This is a genomic window from Vibrio gigantis (assembly GCF_024347515.1).
GTDB classification, from domain to species: domain Bacteria; phylum Pseudomonadota; class Gammaproteobacteria; order Enterobacterales; family Vibrionaceae; genus Vibrio; species Vibrio gigantis.
In genome coordinates, this window is sequence record NZ_AP025494.1 from 47,424 (window position 1) to 62,230 (window position 14,807).

Genomic DNA, 14,807 nt, shown 5'->3' on the forward strand with positions numbered 1-14,807 from the left:
TCAAATGCCTCTATCGATTAGAATTATTAGCTCTCCAGATGGTGAAAGCATCGCCCAATGGAATCAAGCATTTCCAGAAGATGGTGGAGATATCGGGCGTGCGTTTGGCGCGACGCTACAACTTAATGACGCAAGTCGTGAGATTTCAAGTACCCATGCGATGATTCGTAAGACCTCGCGTGGATACCAAATCATGGACAACAGCACTAATGGCCTTTACATCAACGGCTCCGATGCGCCTTTGGGCAATGGTAACCAATCGACATTAAGTGATGGTGATGTTCTTGATATTGGCCGCTACCGATTGCTGGTTTCTTGTTTCTTCCCTGAATCAGCGAAAGCGCAAACCCAGCCGCATCACTCTGATAACTCTCGACTAGGTGATGATCCGTTTAGTACTGAATCAACACCTTTTATTCAAAGTATTCCTGAAGTAGATGAAGCGCCAGAGTTCACCATCTCGACGACAGATGTGGTGGGGGATGACCCATTTGCGAATGATGCCTCAGTTAAGCAAGAGCAAGCGACTCACTTTAATCTTGATTTTCAGACGGATGAGGATGACCCGCTGAAAGACAGCGATTTTCGTGCGTCATTTCCAAACCATGAAGTGATGGCATCTCCCTCTTTCGCTCAAGAAGAGTCACCACTTAACCAATCTCAGTTTGCGATCACTGAGTTTAAGAAGCATGAGCAGCGCATACAGGAATGCACGGACAAAGCATTAGAAATGGCATTGGCAAGGTTGTTGTCTGACATTTCTCCGAATGCGATGGAGTCGATGTTTGATGATTTGTCGGGCAACGGCTTTTGGTCTCGTAAACCAAAGTACTGGGATATGTACAAACGCTATTTCAACCGACAAGTGGAGAATCGCGATTGGCAAATTAAGTTTCAAGCGTACTTGAGAGATGCAATGCGTATGCAAAAAAACTTCGAAGGGGATCAGTAATGGTACGTCGTTTATGCCTAATGTGTATCGCCCTTATGATGTCAGGGTGCAGTTTATGGAGCGATGAGCTGGTTGAGCCAAAACTGGTCGTTGATATTAAAGCTGCGACCAATATTAACCCTAATGTTGAAGGTAAGCCTTCTCCGGTAGAGCTCCGAATCTATCAATTGACAAATAATAATGCGTTTGAACTCTCTGATTTTATTCAAATTTATAATGATGACCAAGGCGTGTTGAAGGCCGAGTTGGCCGTTTCTCGCCAGTTACCAAGCATTTTGCCGGGTGAAACTCGTCAGGAAATTATCCCACTTGGTAGTGGCGTTAAGTACATCGGTGTGATTGCGGGTTTTGCTGATTACAGAGAGGCGAAGAACAAGGTGATTTATAAGCCGCTAATTGTGAATTCAGCGGTTATCAGTATTGAAATTGATGGCATTAATCTGTCTGTGTCAGGGGAAGAAGAATAATAATGGATAATAATAAAGTCGTGTGGAGTGAGGGGATGTTCCTTTCCCCTCAGCACTTTCAACAGCAAGAGCGCTATGTTGAACATTTTACTCGCGAGTTCGCCGGACAAATTAGCCCTAATGCTTATGGATTGACCTCGCTAGAGCTTGACCGCTCGATGTTGAACATTGGTAAGGTTTCGGTGCGTCGTGCTAAAGGTATTTTCCCTGATGGAACGCCATTTGAAATTGAGCAAGCACTCGTGCTCGATGTGCCGAAAAATACCAGTCATAAGAAAGTGTATCTGGCCCTTCCGGTTTCAAGACCGGGCACTATTGATGTTGGAGAAGATGCGCGTCTTAGACACTCTTCACAAGAACACCCCGTTTACGATACCAGCCGAGAGCACAGTGACCCAGTTCAGTTAGAGCTAGCAACATTGAACATTCAGCTGCGTTTAGAAGGTGACGAGCTAAAAGATTTTGTGTTGATATCCGTTGCTGAAATCAGTGAACACAAATCTGAAGGTGTTGTTGTGTTGAACCAAGCATTCGTTCCCCAATGCTTGCAGTTTGCCGTATCTAGCTACCTAACCGATAACGTTGCTGATCTATTTGCACAAGTACAATACCGTTCCCGAGCGATTCATACTCGTTTACAAGCGGAGTCCAGCAGTAAAAGCTATCAGTCGTTGATGCGTGACTACTTGTGGCTGCAAGTACTGGGTGCTTGGATGCCAAAGCTTGAACAATGGAGCCTAGATGGCTTGTTGCTGACACGTCACCTCTATTTAGAGTGCGTTTCGATGGCGGGGCAGATGCAGGGTTTAGAAGGGAAGATGCCAAAGTCTTTCCCTGCATGGAACCAAGATGCGTTATACAGCATTTTCTCGACCGTGTTTTCTGAGTTATTGGTGTTACTGCGTGAGGTTCAGATAGACAACGTATCAACATTGAACTGGGACAAACAGCTGTTCGTGAGCCGTCGCTTGCTACGCACACTGGTCGATGATCGCAGCCTATACAATCAAGGGCGCTTTGTGTTGGCCGTTTCCTCGTCTATCGGTGCTACTCGACTTAGTGAAGAGTTTCCTCGTGCTGCGAAGCTAGCAGGGAACAGTGATATTGCCGGTTTAGTACGTAATGCACTTTCAGGTGTTACTTTGCGCCATCTTCCTTATGCACCTTCTGAGCTGAAGTCTTTGAATGACGCCGCTTACTTCGAAATCGATACTAAGTCTGAATTGTGGCAAGCGCTGATCAAACGTGATGAGGCGATCGCTCTTCATATTGATGAAAGAATTGATGATATCCACGTTGATTTTCATGTGATCAGGTAGGTAACGGATGGGCGGATTATTTAACGAAGAACCGACGGTTCAAATTCGACGAGTGACATCGACCGAATCACCTCAAAAGCAGCATCAGTTGCCACCCAAAGCGGACACTTCGGGTACTGAGCGATTGATTGAGAATCTTGCCATTTATGGTAGTCCTTTAATGAATGCGGCAACGGAGCTGTTGGGTATTTTAGTGACGATTAAGCGTCAAGGTGCGCCGAGAGACATCAACCGTTTTCGTCAAAAACTTTTGTACGCCATTGATGCGTTTCGTTTGCGTGGTTTGCACTTGGATTACCACCCAAGCGTGATTGAAAAAAGCTGCTTTGTGTTGTGCGCGGCATTTGATGAAGCTGTGCTGTACACCGCTTGGGGAGAGCGTGCCCGTTGGGAAAATCATTCGTTGTTGAGCAAGGTGTTTTCACAGCGCGATGGCGGAGAGGCCTTTTTTGTGTTGCTAGATAAGGCCAGCCAGCAGCCGAATAAACTTGTTGATTTTATTGAGCTTCAGTATGTGCTTTTAGCTTTGGGTTTCAAAGGGCGCTTTCGCCATGAAGACGAGAGCCAATTGCATGATATTACCGCTCGTGCGTACGGCCTCATTCGCCACTATCGCAGTGAAAGTCCTTTTCCGGTACCGAAAACACCAACGTTAATCGAAGGTAAACGCCCGTGGCTAATGATCAGTATGGGCAAAACGTTAGGCTTGGCTTGTTTGGTTCTGGCATCCGGGTATGGCTTTACTGAATATTGGTACAACAGCCGCGTGCAGCCGTTGTTGGCACAGTTTAGCGCGATCGATATGTCAGACGTCAACCTGAAGAAAAACAGCAGTGACTTAGTGTACTTAAGTTCCGATGCGGACTTGGGGCGACAGAGTGAAAGCCTAGAGGAAGAAACGGGAATGAAAGGAAAAGTGGTCACTCAGCAATGGGAGATCATTCTCGCGGTTTTTTCTCGGGCGAGCGACGCACTTCGTTTATCGACAGAACTCAAACAAGCAGGCTATGAGTCTTTTACTCGTGAAACGGAACATGGTGTTGAGCTTTATCTTCACGCAGGTGACGACTTAAACACCATTCGTAAGTTGAAAAATGAACTCAATGTTCGCTTTGGTTTGAACGCCACGATTAAAAGAGCGCTGAAATAAGATGTTTAAAAAGATATTTTCTATTTTCTTGGTGATTACTGCCATTTTAGGGACGCTCGCATTTTGGATAACGGCATCAGAAGAGCAACCAGTCTGGATAAAGTGGGGAATGCTCGCTGTCACCGTCGTTATTGTCTTCTTTACATGTGTTTGGTGGTGGAAACAGCGCAAGCTTAATCAAACAGAGAAAGAAGAGCATGATCAACACGTACTGCTTAAACAAGACACACGCGTGATCCAGCAGCTGTTTCGTATCGCAACGAAAAAGATACAAGGACAAGCTCGTAACAAGCTAGAAAGTCTTTACAGTCTGCCTTGGTACTTAGTTCTAGGTGGTGAAAAAGACGCGAAAAGTGCCATATTGCTACAGAATGGTTTTGAGCCAGTTAACGAGCGCTACTTGGATGAAAGTGATACGGAACAGTACCTACGCTTTTGGAGCAACGATAACGCAGTCGTTGTGGAAGTCGGTCATCGTATATTTGATAACGACGGTATTGACGAGTCGCTTTGGCAAGTACTGGCGAAGCAACTACTTAAATACCGTCCGAGGCAAGGGCTGAACGGCATTGTGACGGTTATTGGGTGTGATCGCCTAATGACAGGAGACAAAAAAGAACGCACTAGGCTCTCAGGCATCTATCAGGAGGCTGTGTTGTCGATGGGCGCAGAGCTTAGCTTAAACTTGCCTGTTTATGCCGCTTTCTCTAAAGCTGACTCGATAGCAGACTTCACTGGTTTCTTTGAGAGCTTCACTGCATGTGACTCAGAAAATCCTTTTGGTATTACCTTTGAGTGCGATGTTTCACGCCGTTATGACAAACAGCAATTTGAGGCGGAAAGCCACGCATTGATTCAATCCATTGCGGGACAGCAGTTTGAGTTACTGAGAAATGTCAGTAGTGACAAGTCGGGCTCTATAATCGCTTGGCCTTATCAGCTAAGAATTTTCCTAGAGCGCGTCAACGAGTTTTTGAGCGACATTGGTCGCGAGAACCGTGTCCGAGAAGCCGTATGGATCCGCGGCGCTTATTTAATGTCATCCGGACAAAAAGGCATTGAGCACGATCTACTAACACAGGTAGTGGCCGAACGTGCTGAGTTCAACACCAATAATCAAGTTGAACAGCAGCCAAATCGTCGTGGTTTCTTTACGCAACGTTTGTTCAATAAGGTCATCTTGCCGGAGAAGAATATCGTCGGTGTTAATGAATGGCGTCATGCGGGTTATCTTGTATTTCGAACCGCTGTTCTAGCATCTGTAGTTGGGTTGATTTCTATTGCAGGTCTGAAGTTACAAGAAAACTGGAATGTTGATGAAGATTGGCGCACAACGGCTCTATCTCAAATTCGTTTTTATCAAAACGATGTTCAAAAGCTGAGCAATGACAATTCGATGTCGGAGGTTGTGGCGGTATTAAGAGAACTCGGCGACGTGGTTGCTGAGGGCGTTCAACCTAAACCGTGGCATGAGAAAGTCAGTATTAAGCAAACAGATACGGCCGAGAGCGTTTACTCTGCTTATGAAAAACAGTTGCACCAGATAATGCTGCCAAAGCTCGAAGAGCTGATCAGCAGCGAGCTGTATGTTTATGTGAACCTTGGTAACCCAAGCCGAATCTTTGAGATTTTGCGTTACTACCAGATGTTGTTTGACCGAGAGCAACTGAACTTTGCGGAACTACAAACTTACTTGCTTGATAACTTGAAAGACCAAGGTGAGCTTTCTCCAGACGAGCTTTACTCTTTTTCTCTTTTAATCGAAGACTTGTTTAAAAGTCATTACGACAAGCAGCTACAACCGAACCTAGACCTGATAGCTGTTGCAACGAACAACCTTGAAGGCTTGTCACCAGAGCGACTGATTTATGCGCGTATTAAAGAGATGCCAGAGTACCGTACTCAAGTGGATCTCCGAAGCCAGCTCGGTGAGAAGTTCAATAGCTTGTTTGAGTTTACTAATGATTTCCATGGCTATCTGATCCCAGAAATCTTTACTAAGCAGGGCTATAGCCAAATTGATTTGACGGCAAAGTCGCCTCTGCTTAGAAGCTTGATGAGCGAGTTTAAAGCGATTCAAGGTGATATGTCTGGCGCATCAGTCATTGAGCTTAGAGAACTGAGCAAACAGGTTCAACGTCTGTATTTTGCCGATTACATCTACTACTGGAAAGACTTGGTCAACAACATTCAAATCAAGCAGTTTGGCGATGCTTCAGGACTCAGCTATGCACTAAGGAACACACGTTCTCCGGCTACGAGTCCACTACTTGATGTATTGGATGCAGTTGTGGTGAACACAACATTGGCTGTCGCAGATCAACCAGATACGAAAGGACAAAAGCGTGCAGCCGGTCAACTAGGATTGAAGAAAGCGAAAAAGGTGTTGAACAAAGCCGACAAGGTGAACCGAGCAGTTGGCGATAACCTGTTGAGGCTGCAACCTTCATTCGTCGTAAATGAAGCATTTTTGCCTTTCTCTCGGTTTGTGAATGGGAATGGTAAAGACAAGGATACACCACTGGAGCAGTTGACCGTTCAAGTTGATGAGGTTAACTCGTTTTTCGATGCCGCATTGTCTAGTTCAAACCCCGGTAAATCATTCCATGCTTATGCCATCGCCCATGCGCAAGGTAGTAGTGACCCTATCGTGAACTTCCGTCAAGCTGGCAGCAAGGCTCCGAACATCGTCGCGTCTTGGACGAAGAGTCTCAGTGAACAAGTTTGGAAACAAGTAGTGAATGGCAGCGTGGTGTATCTAAATACACAGTGGGATGAGCAAGTTTACCAGTTTTATGTGTCCGCCATTGAAGGGCGATTCCCATTTGATCAACATGGCCGTGGAGAAGTGAGCTTAGATGACTTTTCTCAATTCTTTAAACCAAGTGGCCGTGTGGCTCGCTATATAGAAGAAACCTTGAAGCCGTTTGTTTACTGGGATAACGGCAGGCTCAAGCTAAACGAAGTTGACGGCCTAACGTTACCGATAAACTCAAACACTCGTAAGCAACTTGAATTAGTTCAAAAGCTGAGTGGCATTTTCTTTGGTTCTTCTGGGGATGATCTTGGGTTAAGGCTTGAAGTAAAAGCGAGCTCAATGAGTACTGACGTGACGGAATTCCGCCTACGAGAGGCTGAAACGATTTACGACTACAAACATGGTCCAAGAGTGTGGCGCGAGATAACTTGGCCAACCGCAGGAGTGGATGGCTATTTGAGTGCAGAATTCTACAGCGGTCAGAATCGAGTCGCACAACAATCATTTACCGGTCAGTGGGCGTTGTTGCGCGCTATTTTTGCGAATAAGAGCAGTGCTACATCGAGCCGCTTGATTCGTAAGCTCAACTACAAAATTAACCAAAACAACATCGTATTGGATTACACGTTGCGTGATTCCAAACAACCATTGGATAAATCTTTATTTGTTCAATTCTCGTTGCCTATGCAGCTTTAAGGTTGTCGATGTTGAAAGCAGTGATTGAATCGCAGGAACGAGTGCGTTGCCAAGTTTTGGCGACGCACTCCCGTGTACACGAAATCAGTAACGACTTGACCCACTACACTAAGCATTTTGATTCTGCAGAGAGCCTGCAAAGAGAGTGGGTTGCTTTGCAAGAGTGTCAGGGCGCTCAAATACAAAAAGTAGTGGGTGTCGACTGGAGCAAATTGCAGCTAACGCTGGAGTTTGATCAAAGTGCGATACCGCTGATTGAGTTTGAGCCTAAGGATCTAGCGTTATTTGCTTCGCTTTTGCCCAGTGTGGTTCAGGCGCTCAAACACTGTCATAGCAAGGGGTGGGTACATGGCGATATCAAGCCATCTAACCTGCTTTATGTACCTCAATTACAACATATTCGATTGATCGATTTCGGTGCCAGTTGTCGGACTGGAACTTCTCGGGAAGCACTCTCCGAATGGCAAGCAACGCCTATGTTTGCTTCGCCAAATCAAAAGGGTGGGGAAGGTCTGGTCGAAACGGGGGACGACTGGTTTTCACTGATTAAAATCATCGATCAGGTCATGTCATATGCGCATGACTACTCAATAAACTCAACGCTTATCCAGTGGCGAAAAGCCCTGAGCCTTGAGATTTAGATAGAAGGAAAGCTAATGAATAAAAAACAGCTTGCTGCGGCCAATCTCGACTTCGATGTGTCATCAATCAAAGGGACGGATGGAAAATTAATCCCTAACTTAGGATGCGCGATAGAAATTGAGCAATGGTTGAAAAAACTGTCTCTCGCATGCGGGAGAAGGCACTCGAACAGAGCCTTACCTTATTTAGAAAAAGCGATAGATGTTATCTATTCTGAGGTTGAGGCGGAATTGTATCGCCAGTCGGGAAACAACAGTAGCGCCTACGAAGCTAGCGCAGTGACTAAGCATCCAGTATGGCAGTTTTTTGTAGAACGAGTGACGAAAAAGTTTGGTAGTGTCGTTAAGGTGATTCAACCACACCGCTCACCAACGGAATCTGTCCGTTCGAAACTGATTAACCGTACTTTCTTCCAAATGCTGCATAACAAGCATGAAGTTTTGAAGCGTTCTCATAGCAGTATCTTAGCATCCGGTGAGCTTGGCCAAGCCAAGGTGGAAATTCTTGATGCGCAAGTTAATGCTTTGCGAGATGCCTACTTTAATCATGCCAAATGTAATGCTGAACTTTGGCCCGCTATCAATGATCTGTTCCAAAAAGGAAATACTCGCTCTGTTGAGGGCAAAGTAAACCTTGAAGACGGTTCACTGACATTTGAAGCCTCACAAGCACTATTTGCCGAAGCAAAAGTCGAGTTTGAAAAAACTTGGGACTTCGGAAAAATGAAAAACCAAATCAAAGCATCCGCTGAAATTGGTGCCCGTGAGAGCAGCAAGTTTAGTGCGAGCGCTAAAATCAATAAAGGCGCATTGGATGGCATTGGGCATAGCCGAGATCTTTTTAGTGGAAACAAAGAGAAAAGTACTAAATCTGAATTTGAGGTTAATAAGCTAACAGGAAATGCTACTTATAGTATTGATGATTCGGTAGTAACAACTCAAGTTATACCGGGTATCGATTTAGAAATTGATGCGATGCTCGCTGCCGAAATGGGAATGAAGTTAACGGTCTCTCATGAACTTTCTGTGGCTGATTTTATGTCACTAAAGAACGAGGGGGAACTGTTTGTCGGTGCGACAGCAAAAGTTCAATTCACCGGTGCAATAAACAGTGCCAACATGTTTACTGAAAATGAAGTTATAAAAACAAAGCTTGGTGCAAGTGCCTTTGTGGGTGCTAAGGCTAGTGGAACAAGTACCTTTACCCTGAAAGCTCGCGGTATGAATATGTTGTCTGGTAGTGTGACTGGTTCTGCATCAGTTGGCTTGGGCGCATCTGCTGCTTTGGAAGCCATTGTTAAAGGTTCTGGAGACTTCACATTTAAAGCGGGTGCAAGTGCAACAGTGGGGGCAGGTACTGGCTTAGAGTTTGGAACTATGGTTAACCCGATGCTACTTAAGGTGTTGCTGTGGGATTCGTTTGGTAAGCACCTACGTTCGAAGCAGACTAAACGCAGAACGGGCATTAAGTACAACAGAAACGTTAACCAGGTGGCGGTGAGCCGTTGTGAAGAGAGCATCATGTCGTCGTTGAACATGATAGAAGCGGACTACCGAGTCTTAGCGGAAGAGATCTGGCGTATTCCAACTTTTACCAACATGTCTACGAAGGATGAAGTCACCACGATGCATGATCGTATCGCTAGTCCTGATAGAAATGTTATGGATAAGTACCTAGAAACGCTTGGCGTCAATGATGCTATCAATATGAGCCCTGAGGACATTACTCAAGCCGCTGTCGATATTGATAATCAAGCGCGCTTTAATCAATCGCAAAACATGCTTCTTAAGCAAGCGAAGAAAGCGGCTTCGAAGAGAGGAACTAAATCACTCTCTGGCGGACTGGCTTTAGCAGGAATGAATGTTATGAATCCAACAATGGGATTACTAGCCGTCAAACCTTAATAACTAAGCTAAACAACTAAGAATGGCGGGATATCCCGCCATTCTTGATATTGCTATAAGTCAAACTTAATGTTGATACCTTTTTCGATATTCTAGCGGAGTCATATCCACAAACTTCTTAAACAACTCTCTAAAGTAACGAACATCTTCATATCCAACGACTCTAGAAATTTCCTCGACAGTTTGTTTGGTCGTTTCTAATTTATCTTTCGCTGCTGAAAGACGAATCTGTTGAATATACTGTATCGGTGTCTGTCCCGTTGCCAGTTTAAATCTGCGTTTCATTTGTCTTTCGCTCAAATGAATACGTTCACTTAACTCAAATACAGAAAACTGTAAGCTATGATGATTATGCATCCAGTCCTGCAACTGATGAATAAGAGCATCACTGTGCTGACGATATGGGAGAAATTTTGCCAATGATTGTTGCTGCACTTTATCGGTATTGCCAAAAATATGCTGCTGGCATCTATCACGTACAGATAAACCAAACAATTGCTCCACGACGAACATCATGACGTCATTGTAGCCGTTGGTGCATGAGGTACAGTAATAATTTCCGTCACAGGTTACTTTTCTCTCAACACGCAACTTTGTATCGGGATACATATCTCGAAATAGGTTAGCGTAACGCCAGTGTGTTGTTGCATTTCGCTTAGAAAGTAAATTAGCTTTAGCTAACGCAAATGATCCTGTACTAATAGAAATAATGGGGATATCTGTATCTGCAAAATCCTCTAACCACTTAAGCGCTTTCTCTGAACAGGCAGTCAGCTCGCTATCAGGCTCTCCCAAAGATCCTATCAGTAATATATCCGTACTTTTAATGCTCTCTATTTTTACTGTAGGAGTGAGAGTTATTCCTCCATGTGCAACAACAGGATTATTGTCCTGGGTTACGATATTAATTTCAGGGGGAGTGACCCCTGCAAGGTAAGCTGCTGTAGTCAACACTTCAATTGGCCCAGTAATTGAAGTGGCCACCCCCCCGGGAAATGCAAGCGCAGTTAAGGTTAGTTGTTTCATAAATACCATTAATAATAGAAGGCTATGAAAACCATGTTAGTAAAGTCAATTATATGTGTCTGTATTTTTACTTATTATAATCTAATGTAAGGCTACTTATTCTACATTCGTTCAAGTTAAAGGTCCAAATTCACCGTACCACTGCGCACCGAGAGCCAAAAAAGACTCAATTGGAGGGTGTAAGTCTTTTGAATTGCATTGTAAAGAACAAATATAACATGGTGGTAAAGCTTATCATATTGATAATATAGAAGTTGCCACACAAATGCTCTCTTTGAGGTGAGCACACAGCATCCTGATGGTTCAGACCTGATTTACTACCCTGAGAACCCTGAAAATGGAAAACCCGCAAGCATTGTAAGGGTAGTCAAGGAATGGTGTTTATCTCAGGGGGGGGCCTAGTTTCAAGAGCTAACTCTCTTTTTATTACAAGCAGCTTGTGCTTTCAGAGTAGGGAGCGAGGTAGCTCCCTTTGCAATTTATGCATAGAGTACCAATGTCAACGCCAGTTCAAATTGTCCATTAGTACACTGTAAAATGATCAATCTTTATTGTTTTGTTTTCTTTTCTTTATCTTGGGGGTAACGAAGAGGAAAAATGATCAAACTTTACAGCTTAATGGTCAACTACAGCTTCAAAATGACACATTTCTGATCAATCTATATTGTCCGCCGACACTTGTGTCAACTTTTTGGGTAGGGACGCCCCCTCTTGAAACTTGAAAACCACTGTCATGAACTGTTCCATATTCGGCCTCCTTACTGCGTAGAAACTTTCGTATGCGAGTTTTTGTCTTTAGCTCGCTCAAGAATCTCAGTGACCGTCGAGTGATATTCTGACAAACTTTGACTGAATTGCTGTCCATCAACCGGCTTAACGAAATAGTACACCGTGTCATTGTTACGCACTGCATTGATGTTAGGAATGTCCTGAGAATCAGCGATATATTCCTTCATCGGTAAACTCATAAAAGTAGCGGTCGGGAGCTTAATAGAAGGGCTGGTGGATAAGCCATTGGCATTTACAAAGCCTGTTGTTTCAGCGTCGCTGTATTGCATGTGTGCTATCAGGCTACTGTAATAAGTAAATCTGACCGCGATGACATTTGTATCTGGGATCTGCTTTTTAAGGTCAGCATCGAACACGTCTGTACTGAAAGGTTCCGAAATAGACCGTACACCGACTCTCGTCCCTAAGAAGGCAGTGTCCACTCCTCTGAAATATATCGCTGCGTGGGAGTCCACGTTTGAATCAAGTGGATACCCTTCAACACAAAGGCTTTCACCTCCATTGTATCTTTCATCGTAAAACTTCGAATCTGGCGACAATGGTTTTTTTGTAAAGGATTGAAGTGTGTCGAATGAAGGAACCATTACCTCATCCATTTTAGACATGACAACCTTACACATTTCATACTCGTCTAAGCCACTATAAGTATCAGCATCCAAGTACATAACTAGGTTTCTTCGATCCCAACCGTACTTTTGATCCGCTAGGATGGCCAATCCGAAACCCGTTGCCATAGAGCCCAATGGTAGCCCTAATAACGTAGACCCCACATAGCCACCGATTCCCACATCCGAAATTGCACCTTTAGGTAAGGTTTGGTCTTCGATGATCGTTCCACTTCCTGCTGAACGGGTAACTTGGAGCGCGATACTTGATGTGCCTAATTTCGGTACTTCGTATTTTGCACTATTGGACGCACATGCATTCAAGAGTAAAGCGGCGGTAATGACTGATGCTGTTTTGAATAGGTCCATAATTCTGTCTTCCTTAGCCAAGTGAAACTGTATGAGTATTTATTAAATCTACTTACATTTATACATCATGAGCCGAAAAATACACAAAACCAGCCAATGAAAACGGGGGGAAATGGGGGAAATGGGGGGAAGCTTCGGATTATTTTCAAAATTAGTGACGGATGTCGAAACGATGTAACAAAGTGAATTTCCTTCGTTAATTGAACTTTGTAGCTAAATAATCTCCTACTCTGATGTACATATTCAAATCCATGAAGCAGTACGAGTCACGTATATGTTAAATCAAGATCAACATCTTTGCGTTAATGCGGAAGGCCATATCATGGTTGTTGCATTGCCCGGTTCAGGTAAAACTGAAGTGTCAGTGCGTTATGCTGAACGGGTGCTTACCGATTCCGAGCTACACGCAATTGCCATGCTGACGTTCACAGATGCAGCGGCAACCAACTTAAAACGTAGGCTTAAGTCGACAATGCCAAGAAGTCAGACTCTTCGTGTATTTCCAAGTACTTTTCATTCTATGGCTGTGCAGCTTTGGCGTCAGACGAACTCATATAAAACGATTGTTATGGGTGGACACTTAAACATCTATATTGAGCGAGCGATGCGTGCTTGTCATGTGGCGATGAGTTATGAGGAAGCAGAGAAAACGATAAGTACGATCGGACAGTATTTAACTATACCTCGCTCAGAATTCTCATCTATCAAACTGAAACTTTTTGCAGCTTATGAAAGCATCATGCGAAAAGAGGGCAAAGTCGACCTAAATCAGATATCTCGCGACGTTATTCATGGTCTGCGAGATGGAACAATTCGACCACTGTCAGAAACTTTAGGCGTTACTCACATATGTGCTGATGAGTTTCAGGATTCCGACGATCTCCAATATATGTTTCTTTACGAGCACGCTAAACGAGGTTGTTGCATCATGGTTGTTGGAGACGATGACCAATCAATCTATGCCTTTCGAAATGCAAGAGGGGTCGATAACTTCCGTAACATGCAAGCTGATCTAAACGCGAAAGCCTACAGTTTAAAAATTTGTTATCGATGTCCACCAGCAATACTGAATGTGGCCAACAACCTAATTCAACACAATGTAGAACGAATTCCAAAAGAATTAAGGTCACACGTAGAGGAGGGCGGTGTTGTCGATTGTCATGGTTTTAAGGATGAAGACCATCAAGTTGAAAGTGTTGTTGAAGGTATCCTTGCCGATCAAGGCGGGTGGGCGGTACTGGCTAGAACCAATAAAGAAATCGATACAGTTGAGCTGGAGTTGTCCAAACATAAAGTGAAAGTTAAGCGCCTCGGCGGTAAGAGCTTCTTTGAGTCAGCCGATGTGATTTGTTATATCAAGTTGATGTGGATGCTGACACACCGTAACAGTCGGTATCTACAAGATTTCTTGGCTTACATGCATGAAGATGAGGTGATGATTGATATGGCGAAAAGTGCTAAATCAAATGGAATCGACTTTATTGGGACGGTAACCACCTTAACCCAAAGCCAATCATTGCTAATCCACACCCAATCAATTTTTGAAATGTTCATGCATGAAGGTGTCCCAAAAGAGCCAAGCAAAACGGTCAACGCCGAGTATCAACGAAAGATCATTTCAATGGTGATGGCGCAACGAAATATGAACTCTCCTGCGGCTCTTGGCGCAATGGCTGACATCCTAACCAAAACAGCTGCGTCACTTGGCAGTTTGGCTAAGGCCGCAGATCAGTTCCATGACCGGATAACCAAAATAAACGCTAAAAAGGCTGAAAAGATTGGCACAGATGAGGTAGTGATCGCTACGTTGCATGGCTCTAAAGGACTAGAGTTTCCGAAAGTCGCGATATTGAGCTGTCAAGATGAAAGAATTCCGCAACCAGATAAAGATGGTTTAGGCGAAAAGCATTGGGAGGAAGAGCGTCGCTTGTTGTATGTGGGCATAACAAGAGCTGAGAAGTACTTGCGACTGTGTTTCTTCAAAGAGCAGTTGTCATTTTTGAGAGAGGCGGTTCCAGATCGAATTGAGTTGGCCGTACAACAGCGAAATGAAGAGCCAGATTCGGCATCTCAGGCAGAAAAACTACAACAGCTAAAAAATGAGTTTTTGAACGCTTCTTAACTCAAGGA

At 44.2% G+C, this 14,807-nt stretch carries 11 protein-coding genes; 9 read left to right on the forward strand and 2 right to left on the reverse strand.

The features are described 5' to 3' along the window. The first annotated feature begins 4 nt into the window (after positions 1–4). The 7 genes from OCV56_RS25145 to OCV56_RS25175 are packed head-to-tail and all read left to right on the forward strand — an operon-like array spanning position 5 to position 9,888. Entirely contained in the window at positions 5–952 is a 948-nt protein-coding gene (locus OCV56_RS25145) for a type VI secretion system-associated FHA domain protein (RefSeq protein ID WP_086714916.1), read from the forward strand. Beyond that, the gene (gene tssJ / locus OCV56_RS25150; protein ID WP_010446941.1) at positions 952–1,419 is read left to right on the forward strand and encodes a type VI secretion system lipoprotein TssJ; all 468 of its coding nucleotides are present in this window, start codon (positions 952–954) and stop codon (positions 1,417–1,419) included. Before OCV56_RS25145 ends, tssJ begins: the two co-directional genes overlap by 1 nt. Before the next feature lie 2 nt (positions 1,420–1,421). Then, entirely contained in the window at positions 1,422–2,738 is a 1,317-nt protein-coding gene (gene tssK, locus OCV56_RS25155) for a type VI secretion system baseplate subunit TssK (RefSeq protein WP_086714915.1), read from the forward strand. 7 nt (positions 2,739–2,745) lie between these two features. Then, on the forward strand, positions 2,746–3,888 hold the full coding sequence (gene icmH, locus OCV56_RS25160; protein ID WP_086714914.1) for a type IVB secretion system protein IcmH/DotU: 1,143 nt from the start codon (positions 2,746–2,748) through the stop codon (positions 3,886–3,888). A gap of 1 nt (position 3,889) precedes the next feature. After that, positions 3,890–7,342, forward strand: coding sequence for a type VI secretion system membrane subunit TssM (gene tssM / locus OCV56_RS25165; protein WP_086714913.1), 3,453 nt, complete (start codon positions 3,890–3,892; stop codon positions 7,340–7,342). Between the two features lie 8 nt (positions 7,343–7,350). After that, positions 7,351–7,983, forward strand: coding sequence for a protein kinase domain-containing protein (locus OCV56_RS25170; protein ID WP_190960469.1), 633 nt, complete (start codon positions 7,351–7,353; stop codon positions 7,981–7,983). Between the two features lie 15 nt (positions 7,984–7,998). After that, positions 7,999–9,888 carry a hypothetical protein gene (locus tag OCV56_RS25175; RefSeq protein WP_086714911.1) on the forward strand — a complete coding sequence of 630 codons (1,890 nt, stop codon included), beginning with the start codon at positions 7,999–8,001 and terminating at the stop codon, positions 9,886–9,888. Positions 9,889–9,954: 66 nt separating this feature from the next. Here the strand turns inward: OCV56_RS25175 and OCV56_RS25180 are convergent, their stop codons facing one another. Further along, positions 9,955–10,914: a GlxA family transcriptional regulator gene (locus OCV56_RS25180; protein WP_086714910.1), complete on the reverse strand. Its 960-nt coding sequence runs from the start codon at positions 10,912–10,914 to the stop codon at positions 9,955–9,957. 279 nt (positions 10,915–11,193) lie between these two features. Here OCV56_RS25180 and OCV56_RS25185 point away from each other — a divergent pair, with 279 nt between their 5' ends. Next, a complete protein-coding gene (locus OCV56_RS25185) occupies positions 11,194–11,316 on the forward strand; it encodes a bacteriocin immunity protein (RefSeq protein WP_086714909.1) in 123 nt (40 codons plus the stop codon). 356 nt (positions 11,317–11,672) lie between these two features. Here OCV56_RS25185 and OCV56_RS25190 read toward each other — a convergent pair whose 3' ends face one another. After that, entirely contained in the window at positions 11,673–12,677 is a 1,005-nt protein-coding gene (locus tag OCV56_RS25190) for a hypothetical protein (protein WP_086714908.1), read from the reverse strand. Positions 12,678–12,951: 274 nt separating this feature from the next. On the opposite strand from OCV56_RS25190, the gene OCV56_RS25195 reads away from it, so the two are divergent. Next, complete coding sequence (locus tag OCV56_RS25195; protein WP_086714907.1) at positions 12,952–14,799, forward strand: ATP-dependent helicase; 1,848 nt, start codon at positions 12,952–12,954, stop codon at positions 14,797–14,799. Positions 14,800–14,807 lie beyond the last annotated feature (8 nt).

What these genes read in the sequence shown, in the direction of transcription:
- OCV56_RS25170 (WP_190960469.1), top strand. Translation starts at nt 7,351, where the DNA reads ATGTTGAAAGCAGTGATTGAATCGCAGGAACGAGTGCGTTGCCAAGTT.
- tssM (WP_086714913.1), top strand. Translation starts at nt 3,890, where the DNA reads ATGTTTAAAAAGATATTTTCTATTTTCTTGGTGATTACTGCCATTTTA.
- tssK (WP_086714915.1), top strand. Translation starts at nt 1,422, where the DNA reads ATGGATAATAATAAAGTCGTGTGGAGTGAGGGGATGTTCCTTTCCCCT.
- tssJ (WP_010446941.1), top strand. Translation starts at nt 952, where the DNA reads ATGGTACGTCGTTTATGCCTAATGTGTATCGCCCTTATGATGTCAGGG.
- icmH (WP_086714914.1), top strand. Translation starts at nt 2,746, where the DNA reads ATGGGCGGATTATTTAACGAAGAACCGACGGTTCAAATTCGACGAGTG.
- OCV56_RS25190 (WP_086714908.1), bottom strand. Translation starts at nt 12,677, where the DNA reads ATGGACCTATTCAAAACAGCATCAGTCATTACCGCCGCTTTACTCTTG.
- OCV56_RS25180 (WP_086714910.1), bottom strand. Translation starts at nt 10,914, where the DNA reads ATGAAACAACTAACCTTAACTGCGCTTGCATTTCCCGGGGGGGTGGCC.
- OCV56_RS25145 (WP_086714916.1), top strand. Translation starts at nt 5, where the DNA reads ATGCCTCTATCGATTAGAATTATTAGCTCTCCAGATGGTGAAAGCATC.
- OCV56_RS25175 (WP_086714911.1), top strand. Translation starts at nt 7,999, where the DNA reads ATGAATAAAAAACAGCTTGCTGCGGCCAATCTCGACTTCGATGTGTCA.
- OCV56_RS25195 (WP_086714907.1), top strand. Translation starts at nt 12,952, where the DNA reads ATGTTAAATCAAGATCAACATCTTTGCGTTAATGCGGAAGGCCATATC.